The 19,988-nt window shown below is 53.3% G+C and carries 15 protein-coding genes and 1 pseudogene; 5 read left to right on the top strand and 11 right to left on the bottom strand.

The genetic code is table 11. The features are described from left to right. Nucleotides 1-26: 26 nt before the first annotated feature. The 3 genes from ACIPUG_RS17820 to ACIPUG_RS17830 form a co-directional block, all read right to left on the bottom strand. Nucleotides 27-2,621, bottom strand: coding sequence for a TonB-dependent receptor plug domain-containing protein (locus tag ACIPUG_RS17820; RefSeq protein WP_400339540.1), 2,595 nt, complete (start codon nt 2,619-2,621; stop codon nt 27-29). A gap of 70 nt (nt 2,622-2,691) precedes the next feature. Further along, nucleotides 2,692-3,663 (bottom strand): TonB family protein, encoded by a 972-nt coding sequence (locus tag ACIPUG_RS17825; RefSeq protein ID WP_400339543.1) that lies wholly within the window; start codon nt 3,661-3,663, stop codon nt 2,692-2,694. Between the two features lie 336 nt (nt 3,664-3,999). Beyond that, nucleotides 4,000-4,425 carry a GNAT family acetyltransferase gene (locus ACIPUG_RS17830; RefSeq protein ID WP_400339546.1) on the bottom strand — a complete coding sequence of 142 codons (426 nt, stop codon included), beginning with the start codon at nt 4,423-4,425 and terminating at the stop codon, nt 4,000-4,002. Between the two features lie 181 nt (nt 4,426-4,606). Between ACIPUG_RS17830 and hemF the strand changes: the two genes are divergently transcribed. Both hemF and ACIPUG_RS17840 read left to right on the top strand, forming a co-directional pair. Then, entirely contained in the window at nt 4,607-5,539 is a 933-nt protein-coding gene (gene hemF, locus ACIPUG_RS17835) for an oxygen-dependent coproporphyrinogen oxidase (protein ID WP_039283722.1), read from the top strand. A gap of 3 nt (nt 5,540-5,542) precedes the next feature. Then, nucleotides 5,543-5,995, top strand: a complete 453-nt coding sequence (locus tag ACIPUG_RS17840) for a YaiI/YqxD family protein (RefSeq protein ID WP_010307164.1) — start codon at nt 5,543-5,545, stop codon at nt 5,993-5,995. A gap of 58 nt (nt 5,996-6,053) precedes the next feature. On the opposite strand, the gene mtr is transcribed toward ACIPUG_RS17840, so the two are convergent. The 8 genes from mtr to ACIPUG_RS17880 all read right to left on the bottom strand — a co-directional run bounded on the left by mtr (nt 6,054) and on the right by ACIPUG_RS17880 (nt 16,882). Then, nucleotides 6,054-7,328, bottom strand: a complete 1,275-nt coding sequence (mtr, locus tag ACIPUG_RS17845) for a tryptophan permease (protein WP_400339548.1) — start codon at nt 7,326-7,328, stop codon at nt 6,054-6,056. 192 nt (nt 7,329-7,520) lie between these two features. Then, a complete protein-coding gene (maeB, locus tag ACIPUG_RS17850) occupies nt 7,521-9,800 on the bottom strand; it encodes an NADP-dependent oxaloacetate-decarboxylating malate dehydrogenase (protein ID WP_014914266.1) in 2,280 nt (759 codons plus the stop codon). A 258-nt stretch (nt 9,801-10,058) separates the two neighbouring features. Then, entirely contained in the window at nt 10,059-11,021 is a 963-nt protein-coding gene (locus ACIPUG_RS17855) for a sugar-binding transcriptional regulator (protein ID WP_010284307.1), read from the bottom strand. 199 nt (nt 11,022-11,220) lie between these two features. Continuing rightward, nucleotides 11,221-12,078 (bottom strand): phosphogluconate dehydrogenase C-terminal domain-containing protein, encoded by an 858-nt coding sequence (locus ACIPUG_RS17860; RefSeq protein WP_010284305.1) that lies wholly within the window; start codon nt 12,076-12,078, stop codon nt 11,221-11,223. Between the two features lie 27 nt (nt 12,079-12,105). Continuing rightward, nucleotides 12,106-12,933: a sugar phosphate isomerase/epimerase gene (locus ACIPUG_RS17865; protein WP_039497053.1), complete on the bottom strand. Its 828-nt coding sequence runs from the start codon at nt 12,931-12,933 to the stop codon at nt 12,106-12,108. A 16-nt stretch (nt 12,934-12,949) separates the two neighbouring features. Further along, nucleotides 12,950-13,729, bottom strand: coding sequence for a triose-phosphate isomerase family protein (locus ACIPUG_RS17870; protein ID WP_039462027.1), 780 nt, complete (start codon nt 13,727-13,729; stop codon nt 12,950-12,952). Next, on the bottom strand, nt 13,726-15,498 hold the full coding sequence (locus tag ACIPUG_RS17875; protein ID WP_400313965.1) for a dihydroxyacetone kinase family protein: 1,773 nt from the start codon (nt 15,496-15,498) through the stop codon (nt 13,726-13,728). The genes ACIPUG_RS17870 and ACIPUG_RS17875 overlap by 4 nt, the downstream gene beginning before the upstream one ends. A gap of 1 nt (nt 15,499) precedes the next feature. Continuing rightward, complete coding sequence (locus tag ACIPUG_RS17880; RefSeq protein WP_014914262.1) at nt 15,500-16,882, bottom strand: MFS transporter; 1,383 nt, start codon at nt 16,880-16,882, stop codon at nt 15,500-15,502. Between the two features lie 543 nt (nt 16,883-17,425). Between ACIPUG_RS17880 and rpiB the strand changes: the two genes are divergently transcribed. The 3 genes and pseudogenes from rpiB to ACIPUG_RS17895 form a co-directional block, all read left to right on the top strand. After that, a complete protein-coding gene (rpiB, locus tag ACIPUG_RS17885; protein ID WP_014914261.1) occupies nt 17,426-17,884 on the top strand; it encodes a ribose 5-phosphate isomerase B in 459 nt (152 codons plus the stop codon). Nucleotides 17,885-18,098: 214 nt separating this feature from the next. Then, nucleotides 18,099-19,049, top strand: a complete 951-nt coding sequence (gene tal, locus ACIPUG_RS17890; RefSeq protein ID WP_205593139.1) for a transaldolase — start codon at nt 18,099-18,101, stop codon at nt 19,047-19,049. 15 nt (nt 19,050-19,064) lie between these two features. Continuing rightward, nucleotides 19,065-19,988: pseudogene (locus tag ACIPUG_RS17895) on the top strand (transketolase); the annotation flags it as partial.

The following is a 19,988-nucleotide window of genomic DNA, read 5'->3' on the forward strand; positions in this document are numbered from 1 at the left end:
ATGTGACGTATGACGGGGCATAGGATTTACCAGGTGTAAGCGACACCAAGCCAGAACTGACGGCCGGGTTTGTAGGTGACAATAGAAGTGCCCGCGCCAACTTTTTTATTCGTTTCCACTACATTATCCAAAACGTTCAGCACATCTAGTGTGATATCTAGCGTCTGAGTTTTGTAGACAGGCTGAGAGTAGGAAAAACGCCAGTCGTAGGAAATAAAGTCGTCGTATTTAGTTGAGACGTATTCCGTCACACTCCCTGAGAAGCTAGGATCAGCGTTGCACGCAGGACTCCCTCCAGGGCAAACCGTCATTAACGACCCCGTGCTATATCCCTTATAGCCTGAGGTATAACCCACGCGTTGACCCCAGTTGAGGCGTATCGCAGGGAAGTAGGTATCCACATTCAGGAAGGCATTCCAGGGGGTATTGAAGTCCATCGCATCCATGTCACCCTTATACATCAGCTTATTGTCAACAATAACTCGAACTTCATCCGAATCACTATCATCATAGTAAGCAATTGAGTTAGCTTTATTTTTCGAGATAAAAGCACCAAACTTCCAATTTACTTCAGCAAAGCTAAAACGATGAGGACTAATTGGCTCTACTTCAAGAGACAATGAATTCCCTTCTGTCCGACCAGCGTTATTCATCACACGGTAACTTGCACCATTAGCTGTTATCGTTTCACGACCAAACTGCTCTTTCCCCTGACGATTAACCCACTTGGCCGTCCATACGGTATTCATGACGCGTTGAGATAACCCTAGCGTCATTTCATCGCTGTAAGGCGTTTTTAAATCAGATACAGTGTAATTAGTGCCGGTTCTTTCTGGGTTAGAGATCCACGGCGCAGTAGAGGAGGTTCGCCTTTGCACCGTACTCGTACCGATGCCCTGGCGCAGCTTATATGACAGCATATTTGATGCATAATAGCGGTTGGCACCGCCGAACAAGCGAGTCGAACGATCGCCGAAGACATCATAAGAAGCAGAGAAACGAGGTGCAACATCCAGATTTTCCAGGAAATCATCGTATGTAACGCGCACCCCAGGAGTTACTTCAAGGCGGCCGTAGCTCATGCTGTCTTGCAGATAGGCAGCATAACGACTATAGCTGACTTGCACGGAACGGGCAGGAAAGAGTGTACGGGTGCCTGCAAATTGCTCACCGGGAATACACATTGAATCACCAGGTAAGCACACAACACCACGATTAATGTAGGTAGCGTTCGATGCAACGCTAGCTGAGTAGGCATCCTGAAAACGACGATACTGTGCATTCGCAAAATCAGCCTGCCAGCCGAAATCAAGCTGATGAGTCATCCCCAACAAGAAGGCTGGATTTAACTCATAGTCTTGCTTGAAGGTGGTGGTATTTTTTTCTGTGGCAAATGACCCATAACCGCCAATCTGTGATGTTCTACTTGTCGTTTGCCAATCAAGTGATGGGGAAGTAAAACCTAACGATGGAGTAGCATAGACCCAACTAATATATTCATTAGATTCATGTTCGATTTTGTTTTGATCAAACTGATACCCCGCCAAACTGGTCATCTTCCCCCAGTTAGCATTATGCTCCCACTCCATATTGAAGCGATAGCCGCCACCGGTATTGGTAAATGCGCCGTTCTTGATATTCTTTTTATAATATTTAGATTCGTGCGGGGAATACATGCCCGTCATGCGGACAATATCGCCATTATCCGCCAGATAAGTGCCTTTTAGCAGATAGGTTTCACTGATCCGCTCCTGATCGTCCCATATACCCAGGTAGTCATGATAATAGGGAATATCCGACTGCTGGCGATTATAGGCAAAAATAAAGCCAGCCTTGTCACTTAATGGCTGGTTAAAGGTAGCCGAATAGAACTGCTTCTTAAATTTCGGTTGGTAGTAGAGGTTAGTGCCAGAGTAGAATTCATCACTGATATTAGAATCAACGTGGTAACGGGTCCAACTATCACGAGAGGTACGATAAGAAACTTTGCCGGAGGCTTGAGCCAACTTGGGGTCCATCAGCCTGGCATCTACCACGCCACCGGTAAAATCACCGTACTTAGCGGACACGTTGCTGTCGAACACTTCTAGCGATTCAATCAGCTCAGAGTTAATCCAGAACGATTGCGTGCCACCCGCAGGTAAATCAATCGGGCTGTAACCATCCGGGTCACCATCTAACACTCCCTTATTAGCACCGGGGTTAATATTGTTATTATTCGATAACCCATCGATCATAAAATTATTGTTGTAAAACTTCTCGCCGTGAAACGAGACGTTTTCCGGAGCTAATTCCCCCGGTGCAGTACTGGTACTTGCTGTGTTTGCGAACTGTACATTCGGGTTATTTTTCAATAATTCCGTTACCGACCCGTTTCCGGTCGGCATCTTTTTAATCTGCTCAGCATTAATAATTTGCGTCCCCATCGACTGACTGGTCGGGGTTGAGCGGACTAAAATGGTATCTTCACCGTTTTCCGAAGAGGAATCACTCTGCTGTTCTTCTTCGGTTTCTGTCTTGTTTTTCTGCTGATTTTCATCGGCAGAGGTATCATTTTGCTGTGCGAGTGCAGGCCCTGATAATAATGACAATAGCATCATTAAATAGACGTTCTTATTCATTTATTCAAAATCCCCAATAAGCATAATTATTTGAAAAATAAAATATTATTGTAAATTCCACGTGTAATATTTATTGCTGGTCGTCAACCCGAATGTGTCCATTCAGTTTGAAAACGATGGAAACCACCTGATTATCCACCGGTGCCTCCGTCCGATAGCGCCAGCGCGCCATGTCTTTCACCACGTCATCGCCAAATACGCCGTCTGGCGTTTCAGACAGAATCTGTACGTTAGTGACCGTACCGCTACCGGTAATATCGAATTTGACGCGTACTTTTCCTTCCACACCCAGCGCTTTTGCCCGAGAGGGATAATTCACGCGACGATGCAGCGCTTTAAAATTTTGACTATTACTTTTCCCTGCACCACGCGCAGCCTGACCGCTATCGCTTTCTCCAGCCTTAGCGGTTGCTGCACTCCCCGGCATACCAGCAGAGGCTTGCATTGGTGAAGGCGCATCGCCGGTCTGGCTTGTCGCTACGGGAGACTCACTCTTTTTCTCTGTCTGCTGCTGCGTCACCTGCTGTTGTTCTTTTGGTTTGTTCTCAGGTTTCTTTTCAGGCTGCTTTCTCTCACGCACGGGCGGCTTCTTTTCCGCAACAGGCGTGACGGGCTTGCGCTCAATGACGGGTTGTTTAATAACCGGGTTGGGGTGTTCTGGTAACGGGGGGGAAATCGGTTGTTCTAAAGAAACAGTTTGCGTCGCCACAACGGGAGGATCGGAAGATTCTACCGTAGGAGGAGATGAATCAGCCTGCTGCGTCATTGCCGCAGCCATCATCGTGACCTGCATGCTTCCGCCTGCATTTCCCGCCATGTCTTCAATGCTTTCTTTCGGGGAAGAGTGCAATAGAAAGAAAAGCGCCAGCGCCGCATGCGCTACACAGGACAAAACAAAGAACGCCAGCGAACGCCAGTTAGGCACATCGGCGGTCAGCGTTGCGGTTGGATAGGAATGAGCAAGAGGACGAGAACCCAGCAATACGCTGCGGCCAGTGCGGTTCGCACCCAGCAAAGCCCCCTGAAGATTTTCACGACTCACTATCCAACTCCATCTCTTAAACTTCAACTTCCTGGTGTCAGTCGTGCAATCACAATCTTCCAGGCGATAAAATGTAAGCAAGATCGGAACACGAAAAAACATGTCAAGGCCGATCGGACAACATTAATAAATAATAATACAAATGAGAATCGTTTTACAAATGAAAACTGTTACCCACAAAGTCTAACAAACTGCAGGCAATATCATTACAAATCACAGTAACGCATTGAGGTTAAATGAAAAAAGTGCGCTAACAGAGGCGCACTTTTACTAAAAGGGGATAACTCGGGGGAGAGGCGGTGCAGGGATAACGGTTTAGCATCAACGCAATAGCGATCAATATTCCCGATCTTCAATCAGGCGTTTTCCCAGCGTGATGCAGTCAACGATCTCATAGTCGAGCTTTTCATACATGTCGATGACAGCATCATTGTCTTCACGCACCATCAGGTGAATCTTCGGGCAGCCGCGGGCAATGAGCTTTTTCTCCAGACGGCTAATCAACGCATTCGCAATGCCGCGCCCGCGAAAATCAGGATGTACGCCCAGATAATATGCCGATCCACGGTGGCCGTCGTAACCGCCCATCACCGATCCCACGAGTTCACCGTTCACCTCTGCGACCAGAAACAGATCGGGATCGTGATTGAGCTTACGTTCGATGTCCATTTCAGGATCGTTCCACGGGCGCAGCAAATCACAGCGTTCCCAGAGGGTGATCACGGCTTCAAAGTCATCCTGCCTGAATATGCGGATTTCCATCACAGTCGCCATTTTGCAATAAGGTAAATCGTGATTATCGCGTGATTTTTATCAGACGCAATCTCAAATTGCGCGCCGCCATCAGGAATCACACAACAGGTGACCGGGGATCGATTTTATTGATGGTATACTGCCCGCCTTTATTATTGTGCCCCATCGCCAAAGAAACGAGATGCCCACTATGTCTGACGTCAATGCGGTAAAACATTTTTTGCTTAGCTTACAGGAAGATATCTGCCAGCAGCTTGCAGCACTCGATGGCGGAGCCGATTTCGCCAAAGATGAATGGCAGCGTGCCGAAGGCGGCGGCGGGTGCAGTCGCGTGCTGTCCGGCGGACGCATCTTTGAACGCGCTGGCGTAAATTTTTCTCATATCATCGGTAAGTCGTTGCCGCCTTCCGCCAGCACCCACCGTTCGGATCTGGCAGGCCGCAGCTTTCAGGCGATGGGCGTGTCGCTGGTAATTCATCCGCTGAGCCCTTATATCCCCACCAGCCACGCCAATGTGCGCCTGTTCATCGCCGAGAAACCGGGGGAAGAACCCGTTTGGTGGTTTGGCGGCGGATTCGATCTTACGCCCTATTATGGTTTCAAAGAGGACGCGGTGCACTGGCATCAAACCGCTCACGACCTGTGCCAGCCGTTCGGTGACGATGTGTACCCACGCTACAAAAAGTGGTGCGACGATTACTTCTTCCTGAAGCATCGTAACGAAGCGCGCGGTGTCGGCGGACTCTTTTTCGACGATCTCAACGAGCCCGATTTTGCTACCAGCTTTGCCTTCATTCGCGCCGTCGGTAACGGTTTCCTTGATGGCTATCTGCCCATCGTTGAACGGCGTAAAGATCTGCCTTGGGGAGAACGCGAGCGCGAATTCCAGCTCTATCGTCGCGGCCGCTATGTAGAATTTAACCTGATTTGGGATCGCGGTACGCTGTTTGGTCTGCAAAGCGGTGGACGCACCGAATCAATTTTGATGTCCATGCCACCGCTGGCACGCTGGGAATACCAGCATCAGACTGAACCGGGTAGCCCGGAAGCCCTGCTGTATCAAGATTTTTTACCGGCCAAAGACTGGCTGGCAGAAAGTCACACGCACAACAAGGAAGCATAAGTCATGCAGATATGGGTCGATGCCGACGCCTGTCCTAACGTCATCAAAGAAGTGCTATTTCGCGCGGCGGATCGCACACAAACACAGGTCACGCTGGTTGCTAACCAGACCATAAAAGTACCGCCGTCGCGCTTTATTCGCACCCTGCGCGTCTCGGCGGGATTTGACGTCGCCGACAATGAGATCGTGCAACGCGTTGAAGCTGGCGATCTGGTGATCACTGCGGATATTCCGCTGGCATCGGAAGTGATAGAAAAAGGCGGCATCGCGTTGAATCCGCGCGGAGAGCGTTATACGCCGGATACCATTCGGGAACGGCTGAACATGCGGGACTTCATGGATACCATGCGAGCCAGCGGGATACAAACCGGTGGCCCCAGCGCATTAAACCAGCGGGACCGTCAGCAGTTCGCGAATGAGCTGGACAAGTGGTTGCAGCAGTCAAAAAAGCCATAATGGCCTGAAGTTCTCGCCATCCTGCTTTTAACAGGCAAAGCAGGATGGCGACACTGACTTAGCGATACACTGGCAGCAGGTCGAGGCTGGAAAGAATGTGTATCAGCGCGGTGCCGATACCAAATAGCAGTACCAGCGCAATCATCGCATTGCCGCCCCTCACGCGAAACAGCGGGCTACCGAAGCGGACGCGCGACGCGCGAGCCAGCAACGCAGGCGTAATCACCGCCCACACCGTAGCGGCCAGCCCGGCAAAGCCAATCGCATAAATAAAGCCGTTCGGATATAGCAGGCCACCGATGACCGGCGGAAGAAAGGTCACCAGCGCTGTTTTGGCTCTTCCCATTCGGCTATCGTCAAACTTCAGCAAATCTGCCAGATAATCAAACAGCCCCAGCGTCACGCCGAGAAACGAACAGGCGACGGCAAAGTTGGAAAAGACAGTGAGCAGCACGTCCAGATAAGGGCTATTCAACACCCCACCCAACGCCTGCACCAGCACGTCAATATTACCGCCCCGCTCCGCAATCCCGATAAAGTCAGGACGGGCAATGTTTCCCATCGTGCCAATCAGCCAGATGGCATACATCACTAGCGCCAGCAAACTGCCAATAAACAGGCAGCGCTTGATGATCTGCGGTTCACGGCCGTAGTGCTTCACCAGGCTGGGGACGTTGCCATGAAAACCAAAAGATGCCAGACAGAATGGCAGCGTCATCAGCACATAAGGCAGATAACTGGGTGCCGGCTCCGCCACATTCAACAATACCGTTGGCTTCACATTCCACAGCAGGCTGCCGAACGTCATGAAAAAGGTCAGTACTTTCGCCGCCAGAAAAAAAGCGGTCATACGGCTCACTGCAGCGGTGCTCCACCACACGGTCAACGCGACAAACAGCGCAAACAGGAAGCCCCCAATGCGTGCAGAGAAATCAATCGACATCTCAGCAAGCGTGTGATGGATAATGGAACCACTCGCTGAAATGTAGGCGTAAGTCAGGATATAGAGGACAAAGGCGATCGATATGCCGTTAATGACATTCCAGCGCTTACCCAGCAGATCTTTAGTCAGCGTATCGAAGCTGGAGCCGGTCGGATAATTAAGGTTCGCCTCCAGTATCATCAACCCCGAGTGATACATGCAAAACCAGGTAAACACCAGCACGGCAAATGACCAGAAAAACCAGGCCCCCGACATCACCACCGGCAGGGAAAACATCCCGGCGCCAATAATCGTCCCTGCAATAACCATCGACCCGCCAAACAGCGAAGGAAGACGCTTTCCTGTACCGCTTTTTTCTACTGTGTTCTCGTTCACTGCGCGTGTTGCCATAACCGATAGTCGCTCGTTGGTTTTTTATCAAGTCCGGGGAGTCTCCCCCTAAAGACGAGGCGGGATCATGGCATAAAACCAAAATTATTCCATTGATTCATCTTAGTCAGGCGACTATTTGGTCGATAAATTGCGATAAATAAAAAACCCAGCCAACAATCGGCTGGGTTTGTCTGTATAACTAGAAATGACTTACAGCGGCTGAGTTTGTGCTTCCACCACTGCCAGCGCCACCATGTTCACGATCCGGCGTACCGAGGCAATCGGTGTCAGGATGTGGGCTGGTTTCGAGATCCCCATCAGTACCGGCCCTACCGTCACGCCTTCTGAAGACGACACGCGCAGCAGGTTATAGCTGATACGCGCAGACTCCATGTTCGGCATGATTAAGATGTTAGCCGAACCTTTCAGCGGGCTGTCTGGCATCTGCTCGCGGCGGATGGCTTCGACTAGCGCGGCATCGCCGTGCATCTCGCCATCGATCTCCAGCTCCGGTGCCAGCTTGTTGACCAGCGCCAGCGTGGCACGCATCTTCTGCGCCGTCGGAGAATCCGAGGTGCCGAAGCTGGAATGCGACAGCAGCGCGACTTTCGGCTCGATACCGAAACGGCGTACGCTTTCTGCCGCCATCAGCGTGATTTCTGCCAGCTGTTCCGGCGTCGGATCCGCGTTGACGTAGGTGTCTGCGATAAAGGTGTTACCGCTCGGCAGCAGCAACGCATTCATCGCCCCCGCAGCCTGCACGCCTTCACGGTAGCCGAACACTTTCTCAACCACGTCGAAATGTTCTTCATAGGTGCCAATCGTGCCGCAAATCAGCGCATCCGCTTCGCCACGGTGAACCATGATGGCCCCGATCAGCGTTGGGTTGCCGATCACCGCACGCTGCGCTTTTTCCTGCGATACGCCACGACGCTTCATCAGTTCGAAATACTCGCTCCAGTATTCTTTGAAGCGCGGATCCGATTCGTTATTAACCACTTCGAAATCTTTACCGATGGTCAGTTGCAGCCCCAGCTTTTGCAGACGCATTTCGATGACGCTCGGACGACCAATCAGAATCGGGAACGCCAGACCCAGCGTCACCAGTTCCTGCGTGGCGTGCAGCACGCGCGCATCTTCACCTTCCGCGAATACCACGCGTTTCGGCTGCTGACGCGCCTGCGCGAAGATCGGCTTCATGAACAGGTTGGTTTTGTAGACGAACTGGGTCAGTTTTTCGATGTAGGCATCGAAATCTTCGATCGGACGCGTCGCCACACCGGAATCCATTGCTGCCTTCGCCACCGCCGGCGCGATCTTGATGATCAGACGCGGATCGAACGGTTTCGGGATCAGGTAATCCGGGCCGAATGACAGCTCCTGATCGCCGTAAGCAGATGCCACCACTTCACTCTGCTCTGCCAGCGCCAGATCGGCAATCGCGTGTACGCAAGCCAGCTTCATCTCTTCGTTAATTGTGGTCGCGCCCACATCTAGCGCACCACGGAAGATGAACGGGAAGCACAGCACGTTGTTCACCTGATTCGGATAGTCGGAACGGCCGGTACAGATAATCGCATCCGGGCGCACTTCCTTCGCCAACGGCGGCAGAATTTCTGGCTCCGGGTTTGCCAACGCCATGATCAGCGGACGCGGAGCCATGGTTTTCACCATTTCCGGCGTCAGCACGCCAGGACCGGAGCAGCCGAGGAAGATGTCCGCATCCGGGATCACGTCCGCCAGCTTACGGGCACCGTTATCTTCCACCGCATACGCCGCTTTGGTCTCTTCCATATTTTCGTCACGACCGTGGAAAATCACGCCGCGCGAATCACACACCACGATGTTGTGCTTTTGTAGACCCAGCGCCACCAGCAGGTTCAGACAGGCGATAGACGCCGCGCCCGCACCGGACACCACCAGACGCACATCAGAGATATTTTTTTCTACTACGCGCAGGCCGTTCAGAACCGCAGCGGTACAGATGATCGCCGTGCCGTGCTGATCGTCATGGAAGACGGGAATCTTCATGCGCTCACGCAGCTTCTTCTCGATGTAGAAGCACTCAGGCGCTTTGATGTCTTCCAGATTGATACCGCCGAACGTCGGCTCCAGCGCAGCGATCACATCGATCAGCTTGTCTGGATCCAGCTCGTCGACTTCGATATCGAAAACATCAATGCCGGAGAATTTTTTGAACAGAACGCCTTTGCCTTCCATTACTGGTTTACCGGCCAGTGCGCCGATATTGCCGAGACCGAGAACGGCCGTTCCGTTAGAGATCACGGCGACCAGATTGCCGCGCGCGGTGTATTTGTAGGCAGCCAGCGGATCTGCCGCAATTTCCAGACAGGGAGCCGCAACACCGGGAGAATATGCCAGCGCCAGATCGCGCTGCGTCGCCAGCGGCTTAGTCGGGGAAACCTGAATTTTGCCGGGGATCGGATACTGGTGGAAATCAAGGGCGCTTTGCTTTAGCTGTTCATCCATCTTATGTACCTTTTCGGTTTTGTTGTGTTGTGTCTGTAGGGTCAAGAGTACCCAGTATAGTGTTTGCGTATGGCTAAACTACCGAGGATGGCAAAAACTGAGGGGGAATGCTGGTTAATATAGTTATTTTATTTGACGGTTTTTTGTTCGATTTGCAGCCAGAGTCGGATACACCAAACGGGATAATTGAGAGAAATTCAGAGAAAACGGGAAGATCGTCGCGTGATGCAAACACACCACGCAACAGAGAAAGAGAGGTTACTGCGTCATATTCAGAATAGTACGAATGTTGCCTGCACTGGTGGCGATAATATCGATGGCTCCGGTGCGCAGCGCGCCGAGAATCGCTAAGGCTTTGGTATTTTCAGAAGCAATCGCAATCACGCAGGGGATTTTGTGTAGCTCTTCAATACTCACGCCAATCACCCGTTCGTTCATCACCGTATCCACATGCTGACCCTGCGCGTTAAAGAAGTCATATCCGGCGATATCCCCAATCACCCCCTGATTGAGGCTGGCATCAATAATTTCATGCGGGGTGAACCAGCCGAGTTTAACCATGTAGCTGTTCTCGTTCATATCCCCAATGCCCACCAGCGCGATATCGGCCTTGCGCGCCCGATCCAGCGTTTCCTTAATGGTGCCGTTCTGCATGAAGGCTTCTTTCAGCGCTCGGTTCTCGACATAAGCGGGTGAATACAGCGTTTCGCTGCTGCCACCGAATTTCTTTGCCAGACGGCGGCTGATATGGTCGGCGTTAATCGCATCACCGGGACGGTGTGTTCCGCCGATACCGCAGATAAAGCGGCAGTTACGTTCCGTCACATTGCTCACATGGTCGGCGACCGCCGCCACATTACGTCCCTGCCCAACGGCGACCACGGTATCGTCTTTCAACGACAGCGCCAGATAGTTGGAAACCAGTGCCGCAACCTGCCGACGCTGCTCTTCTTCATCCTGATGGTCGAGTGCAATCAGCGCACGCTTGATCGAAAAGCGCTCCAGCATCTGCTGTTCAAGACGCGTGCTGAAGACCGGATGATAGCGCACGGTAATTTCGACAATGCCTTCTTCTTTCGCTCGTTTCAGCAAACGCCCGACTTTGATGCGCGAAATACCGAATTTCTTGGCGATCTCTTCCTGAGTAATTTCGTCCTGATAATAAGCAACGGCGATTTCAGTCAGAAGTTCGCTTTCCTGAGATCCTGATTGTTTTTCCATCTGGTCACATTTTCCTTACGCAAGGGGATCGGTTTATACAGACGCTGTGTCTACAGATGAAAACCGTCGCAATGAATAATTGTTACACGCTGGGAGAAGAGGCTCAAGCCCAGCGAGATTATCCCTGATGGTGGCGCAAACGGACAGAGGCAGAAGCGCCGGAGCCAGACAAAAAGGCTGACTCCGGCAACGTGACACATTACCGCTGAATGGCATCAATCTTCAGCATTTTGGCAATCACCAGATCGAGCTCTTTCTCATCGAAAATTTTCTTCCAATCCGGCTTGATGATGTTCTCTTTACCGTATTCAATCGCGATCATACACGCATCCGAGAACGGATTCGTGCTGCGGAAAGCCACCGCCAGCGCGATCTGAATGTGTCCATAAAGCATAGCTTTCGCCGCGGCCTCCGGTACGCCAATTGTGTTGATAGTTTCATCCAGCGCTTCTTTCATCAACGTGCCAACCATACAGGCTACGGTTTCAACCAGCGTCGGTTCCAGATAGGCCAGCTGTTTTACCGTCACCCAGTGCACGTCAATCACCGGGCCATACATCACTTTAACCACGCGCGCTAAGGTGGCCTTCTGCTCGTCACTGCCCGCCTCATAAGAGGCGGCAACGTGCTGTGGCGCGGCCACGCCGCCAAATGCATCGGCATGTTCTTCCGGCGTGAAGCGATCCAAAAATACGGAAGGATGGCACGGATGGGCAACGGCGTAATCGATATCATCACGCTTGGCGATAAGATTGGCATAGGCCGCCGCCGGGTCCAGCGTCAGCAGTACAGCGTTGCTTTTCATCTGCGGGACAACAAGTTCAGAGACCACTTTCAAAGCAATATCAGGAACGGCCAGAATCACCACATCGCTTTCAGGAATCACCTGCTCAGCAACGGACAATTCTCTGCCCGCGGCAACCACTTGCTCCTGCGCACGCGGTGAGTTCTCGCAGTAAAACACCTGATAGTCACTTTTCTGGAAATTGGCAGAGATACGCATGCCCATTTTGCCGCCAGCGCCCAGTACAGTAATAGTTTTCAATTCAGCAGCCATGATTGTTACTCCTCGGATTTGGGATATTCAAAGAATGTGTGATGAACGGTTCGCATAGGGATTGCGCGTGTAGAGATAATTCAGGCTATGGCGCGTCCAGGCGTCTTCCAGACGGCACGTTTCTTCCGCATTGGCCTGCCACGGCAGCCAATGCTCGACGATCTGATTAATGTTTCGTTCGTTCGGACGAACGATCTGGTGAAGCGCGTCGTAATCCAGCAGGCCAGTTCCCAGCAGACAGCCGGAATAGGTAAAGCCCACCCAACCTTCCTGACGGGCAAATGCAAAATCTTTGATGTGCAGGTTAACTACCCGCGAGGCCGTTAGTTCAATCACCTCACGCGGATATTCCAGGGCGGCAACACAGTTGCCAGGATCGAGACAAATTCCCAGTGCCGGACTGTCGATGGCGTCAACGACAGCCAGCACGTCGCGCGTTCTTACCTGCTCATAAGTTTCCAATCCCAGTTGGATGTTATGCTGCTCAAACTCAGGCAGCACGCGGCGCAGCAAGGCAAGCGCCTCGTCTTGTGTCGGCTTATGTGTTGCTGTGTTGAACATGGTGCGGATAAAACGGACATCCAGCGCGCGAGCCATCGTGAGATAGCGTGTCAGGTGATCCGTGGCGAGCCCTCGTGTTCCCAGTTCCAGTTGAATACCGAGATCGACCGCGCGCTGCCGCAATTTTTCCAACTCGGCAGACGAGAGTGCTTCCACCGCCGCGTAATCACAAATCTGGAAAACGCCCGCACCAGACTCTGCGGTTTGCTCCAGCATGGCTTCCAACCCCAGCGGATTCGGCACGCGGGAAGAGGCTCTCCAGAAGAACGCATAGGTACTTAATCCAATGGCCATATTTATTTCCTCTCACTTACGCCTGCGAACAGAGCGTGAAGGCTTCATCCATAATGGCGTTAAACGCAGACGGGTCATGGGCAAAACGCCCCAAAAACAGGCCATCAGCGGCGTCACCAAGCTGACTCAGCAATCCCGGCCCGGCACTGCCGCCATAAATAATTCGCCCCTCGCGCACGCCTGCCTGAGTTGGAAAATGCTGTTTTAGTGCCTGACAGACCTCGCTGATGTACGCTGTCGGGGCGGGCTCCGTACTACCAATCGCCCACTGCGGTTCATACGCCAGTACCAGATCGCCCGTCAGCTCTTGCTTCTGGGCCAGATTCAGTGCCGCGTCTAATTGAGCCTGACAGGTGTCGATGGCTTGTTGCGTCGAGCCACGTTTCTCCTCGCCTACGCACAGTACCGGCGTTAGCCCATTACGCCAGGCCGCCGCCGTTTTCAGCGCGAAATGCTCATCCGTTTCGCCAAAATAGCGACGACGCTCGGCATGCCCGATTTCAACATAGCGACACCCCATTTCATGCAGCATGGTGCCGCTCACTTCTCCGGTGAAGGCTCCGTTATCCGCCCAGTGCAGATCTTGTGCACCGACATGAACGGGTGACTGGGCAAAGCGCTGCACTACAGGCGCTAACGTCGGGAAGGCGGGCAGCACAAACAGCCGGGCCGATGGCAGTGATGCCAGCGGATGCTGTTCGGCTATCTCATGGATTTTCTGGCACCAGTCGAGTGTCTGCTGATAGCCGAAATACATTTTCAGGCTGACGCCCAGTGTTAATTTGCGCGAACTCATCGCTCACTCTCCGCTTGCGTCACCGTCTGATGCGAAGGAGTCGGCGTCGTATCGCTGTTCAACACGGCCGACACCGCCTCAAGGATCATGGCTAGCGATATCGCCCCCGCATCGGGCGTGCCCAGACTTTTTTCTGCCAGCGGGCGGGCACGACCAATTTTGGGTAACAGCTGTGCCGTGTCGTCAGCGGCCTGTTGGGCACACTGCGCAGCCTGCTGCCAGGCTTCTGGCAAGCGCATTCCCGCGTCTACCCGTTGCGTCAGTGCCACACTAAAGGGGATGAGCGCATCCACCAGCGTTTTATCCCCCGGTTTCGCTTTACCGAAATGCATCACGCTCTCTTTGGCCTGACGTATACCGTCAGCCACGCGACGACCGTCAGGACGTTGTTCATCACCCAACACCGTTCCCAGCGCATTCAACGCGACACCCCAGATTGCGCCAGACGTTCCTCCTGCGCGATCGGCCCAGGCATCTGCCGCACGTTGCAATAACGTGCCAGCGCCTGCCTGCCGCTCCAGCATCTCCGCGGCCTTTTCCGCTGCGGCAATCACCCCACGCTCCATGCCAATACCGTGATCGCCATCCCCGGCAATGGCATCAATACGGCCCAACTCAGTGACGTTAGCCAGTACAATGTCACGCGCCGCGTTCAACGCCGCCGCAACACAGTGTGCCGTGGCTTTCGATGCCGCCGTCGCGGCTGGGATCACATCGAGTTCTGCCGTGAATGTCCGCTCAGCCAGCGGTTCGGCGGGAGACATACTGCCTTTACGGAATGCCGGTGCATCAGCAGGCGCACGCCAGAAACGCTCCAGTTCCTCATCGAGCCAGAACAACGTGAGCGATAGACCCGCCATATCAAAGCTAGTTACCAGCTCACCGACTTCCGGCTCGACCACCGTCAGCCCCTGTTCAACCAGCAGTTGTGAAACGCGGCGATAAACCACAAACAATTCTTCGTATTTCACCCCGCCGAGGCCGTTGAGTACCACGCTAATCCGCTGTCCGGAGAGCGTCGTGATGCCTTGCGGTACCTCTTTCAACAGTGAACTGACCAACAGCTCAGCCAGTTCATCAGCGGTTGAAATAGGGACATCACGGATACCCGGTTCGCCGTGAATCCCCATGCCTACCGCCATCATTCCTTCAGGAACGGTGAACAACGGGTGTTCAGCGCCCGGCAAGGTGCAGCCAGAGAAGGCCACGCCGAGCGAGCGGGTACGCTGGTTGGCACGCTCGGCAACCTCAAGCACGGCAGCCAAATCGTAGCCCGCTTCCGCCGCCGCAGAGGCAGCCTTAAAGACCATCAGATCGCCCGCTACCCCGCGACGCTTTTGCCATTCGTTCAGTGGCGCACTGGAAATATCATCGGTAACCGCCAGCAGCTCACACGGGATACCTTCCGCATTCAGACGCGCCTTAGCCTGTCCGAAATGAAGCACATCGCCCGCATAGTTACCGAACGTCAGCAGTACGCCACCACCATTGTGTGCCGCTCGGGCAACGCTACAGATCTGCTGGGCTGATGGCGAAGCAAACAGGTTGCCCATCGCCGCGCCGTGCGCCAGCCCCTGCCCGACCAGTCCGGCAAACGCCGGGTAGTGGCCGGAGCCACCCCCGACCACAATGGCGACCCCACCTTCACGACTGCGAGTGCTTCTGACCACACCGCCTGGTACCTGACGCACTTTGTCAGCATGCGCCGCCACAAAGCCTTCGGTCAGCTCCCGGGCAAAGGCGGAAGGTTGGTTGAACAAATACGTCATATTAATGCTCCTGTGTGGCTGATACGGCCTTCGATACCCGATCCGAACGGCTGAGCAGGACAATCAACACGGCGGAGAGCAGCATCAGCCCGCCGACAATCATCATGGGCAGCACGTAGGTTCCCGTTACACCCCGCACCGCACCGGTGATGTATCCCGCTGAAAATCCGGCAACATTGCCAATAGTATTGATGAGTGCGATGGCCGCCGCCGCTGACGCTCCCGTCAGGAACTGGGTCGGTAATGTCCAGAAATTAGGTAGCGCAGCGAAAATGGAGCAGGCCGTTACGGTAATCACCGCAATGGTCGCCGTAGGGGATTCCATAAACAGCGCCAGCGGAATGCTGATCGCACCGGTCAAAGCAGGGATAGCGATATGCCATGAACGACAGCCGCGGCGCGTTGCATCACGCGACCAGAAATACATCACGATGGCCGCAGGCAAGTAAGGGATCGCGGTAATCAGCCCTTTATCCATGACGTTGAACGTCGTGCCGAACTGCTGTTGGAAACCCGCGATAATCGTGGGCAGGAAGAACGCCAGCGCGTAGAGGCCGTAAATAAAACCGAAGTAAATCAGGCACAGTACCCAGACGCGTTTATTGAACATCACGGTCATCACGCTAGGGTGTTTGCTGTGATTTTTAGTGGCATGTTCGCTTTCCAGTTCACTGACCAGCCAGCGTTTCTCATCGGCGTTAAGCCACTTGGCATCGGCCGGACGATCCACCAGATAGAACCAGGTAATGATACCGACGATAATGGCCGGAACAGATACACCGAGGAACATCACCCGCCAACCGGACAGGCCGAACAGACCGTGCTGCTCAATCAGCCAGGCAGCCAGCGGCGCACCTAACACCACCGTCAGCGGCTGTGCCAGATAGAACAGTGACAGAATTCTGCTGCGATAGCGGGCAGGCACCCACATGCTGAGGAACAAGATCGCACCAGGGAAGAAGCCCGCCTCCGCAATCCCCAACAGGAAACGTAGGATATACAACCCTTCAATACTGCTTACCCAGGTAAACAGCAGTGACACGATGCCCCACGACACCATAATGCGTGACAGCCATTTGCGCGCGCCGAAACGGTGCAACGCCAGATTACTTGGGACTTCCAGCAAAATATAACCAATGAAGAAAATGCCAGAAGCCAGTCCGAACTGCGCCACGGTGAGCGCAAGATCGGTGTTCATGCCATTCGGTCCCGCGAACGAAATAGCCGTACGATCGAGGAAGTTAATGAAAAACATCAAGCCGACGAAAGGCACCAAACGCCAGGAGATCTTGCGAATGGCCGATTGTTCTACAGCAGATGGTGTTGTGGTGGACGGTTTTGTGGCAGATTGCCCCGCCGTTGCAGCAGCCGATACTTTACTCATACAGCCCCCTTACTACCGATAGCCAACCCCTTCCCTGTCATTGCCTCTACGCCAGGCTGTTCCTGCATTTCATCCTCTTTCGTCATTCGATACCCGGTGTGACCTTTGTTGTTCGTTGTCTTTTTTATGGTTTGCATACAGGTCTGACACATTGTTATGCCCTCTAAAGATTTAGATCATTAACACACGCTGTGAACATATGAACGATATATTTGCCCCAGTCTTTTGCCTATCTCTCTGTTTAAAAATTGTGAGCATGATCTAAATATGTATCAAAAAGGTAAAATAGCGCCTTAAAAGCCGTAAAAGTGACCAAGATCACTCTTTTAATTACCTCTTCCTCTCCGAGAAAACAAAAAACAAATAATCACACATTGAACATTTGAAAGAAGCGGTATATGTTTAGCCATGAAAAGGCCGGAAATGTACGGAATCAGGCAGAGAGATTCTCGTTAGCGTCTGTTTATTAATGTTTTTTATAAACAACTTAGCGAAAGCGACATATCAGGCTCACTTTGACCCTCAGCCAGGCAGGAGATAGATATGCTTTCGATTGCAATTGGTGCAGACAGCGCCGCGATTGATCTGAAAAACACGATTACTGATTATTTACAGCAGAAAGGGCTGACGGTGACCGACTACAGCTACGATCCCACAGGAGAAAACCCGATCTATCCCGATGTTGCCTACACGCTGGCGCACGCGATTAAAGACGGTAAGCACCAGCGTGGGATCCTGCTGTGCGGCACCGGGATCGGTATGTGTATCGTGGCGAACAAGGTCAATGGCATTCGTGCCGCTCAGTGCCACGACACCTATTCCGCCCAGCGGGCCAGAAAAAGTAACGATGCGCAGGTAATCGCGCTTGGTGCGCGGGTTATCGGTCCCGAACTGGCAAAAGAGATTGTCGGTGCCTGGCTGGATGCCGAGTTTGAAGGCGGTGGATCCGCACCAAAAGTCGAGAAAATCAGCTACTACGAGCATCAGGAAAATCATCGGTAATCCTGTCTGACGGCCCGCAGTTATCCCCAGACTGACTGGCCGTCCGTCTTACTGTTCGCTCAGCCGACTTTCCGTGCAGCAAAATAGTGCTCTAGTCGAGAAAGCCCAACCGCAGCAATCGGAAAAAGCGCATGTTATTCCACGACCTCATGGTGCAGTGTGTTGGCTCTGTTTTGCGCATGCCATTTCTCTATTTACATCAAGGAGCTCATTCATGAACCAACTCGAAGCCCTTAAACAATTTACCGTGGTGGTCGCCGATAGCGGCGATATCGACTCCATTCGTCAATTTTCACCGCAAGATGCTACCACGAATCCGTCCTTGATTTTGAAAGCCGCCACCCTGCCTCAATACCAACCGCTGTTTGATGACGCGATTGCCTATGCGAATCAGCAAGGCGGTAGCTCGGAAACACGGCTCATCAACGCCAGCGACCGACTGGCAGTGAACATCGGCGCAGAAGTGCTGAAAAGTATTCCGGGGCGCATTTCCACCGAAGTGGATGCTCGCCTCTCGTTCGACCGCGGGATGTGCGTAGCGAAAGCCCGTAAACTGATTGGGATGTATCAGGAAAAAGACATTCCGCGTTCACGTATTCTGATTAAACTCGCCGCCACCTGGGAAGGGATTCGCGCCGCCGAAGAGCTGGAAAAAGAAGGGATCAACTGTAACCTGACGCTGCTGTTCTCATTTGCGCAGGCGCGCGCCTGTGCCGAAGCGGGCGTCTTTCTGATCTCCCCATTTGTGGGCCGAATTTATGACTGGTATCAGGAAAGGCAGCCCACCAGCGACTATCAGGCAGACAACGATCCCGGCGTGATCTCCGTGCGTAATATCTATGACTACTACAAACGCCACCGCTACCAAACCGTGATCATGGGTGCCAGCTTCCGCAAAGTGGAACAGATTCTGGCGCTGGCCGGATGCGATCGCCTGACGATCTCCCCTGCGCTGCTGGAGCAGTTGAAAAACAGCGATGCGCCGGTTGAACGCCAGCTGACACCGTCAACCGAAGGGTTCCATCATCCCTCTCCGCTCTCTGAAGCTGAATTCCGCTGGGAGCACCATCAGGATCCGATGGCCGTCGATAAATTGGCGGAAGGCATTCGCCTGTTCGCTGCCGATCAACAAAAGCTGGAAACGCTGCTGGCAGCCAAGCTATAACTTTTGGAGTCAAGCATGTCCTCTCGTAAAGAACTTGCCAATGCTATCCGCGCGCTGAGCATGGATGGGGTGCAGAAAGCCAAATCCGGTCACCCGGGCGCACCGATGGGCATGGCCGATATCGCCGAAGTGCTGTGGCGCGATTATCTTAACCATAATCCGGCCAACCCCAACTGGGCCAACCGTGACCGCTTCGTGCTGTCCAACGGCCACGCGTCCATGCTGATTTACAGCCTGCTGCATCTCTCCGGCTACGACCTGCCGATTGAAGAACTGAAAAACTTCCGTCAGCTGCATTCCAAAACGCCGGGTCACCCGGAATACGGCTACACCGCCGGCGTCGAAACCACGACTGGCCCGCTGGGTCAGGGGATTGCCAACGCCGTGGGTATGGCGATTGCCGAGCGCACGCTGGCCGCGCAGTTCAATCGCCCGGGTCATGAGATTGTCGACCATCACACCTACGCGTTCCTGGGTGATGGCTGCATGATGGAAGGGATTTCTCACGAAGTCTGTTCGCTGGCTGGCACCATGAAGCTCGGCAAACTGACTGCGTTTTATGATGACAACGGTATCTCCATTGACGGCCACGTTGAAGGCTGGTTTACCGATGATACCGCCGCCCGCTTTGAAGCCTACGGCTGGCACGTGGTGCGCGGCGTAGACGGTCACGACGCGGACGCTATCAAACGCGCTATCGGTGAAGCCCAGCTGGTGACCGACAAGCCGTCGCTGCTGATGTGCAAAACCGTGATTGGTTTCGGTTCACCGAACAAGGCCGGTACGCACGACTCCCACGGTGCGCCACTGGGCGATGCAGAAGTAGCAGCGTCCCGCGAACAGCTGGGCTGGGCGCATGCGCCGTTTGAGATCCCTGCTGATATCTATGCCGCCTGGGATGCGAAACCGGCCGGTCAGCGTAAGGAAGCGGCCTGGGAT

Source organism: Pectobacterium sp. CHL-2024 (assembly GCF_044751765.1).
Taxonomy (GTDB): domain Bacteria; phylum Pseudomonadota; class Gammaproteobacteria; order Enterobacterales; family Enterobacteriaceae; genus Pectobacterium; species Pectobacterium brasiliense.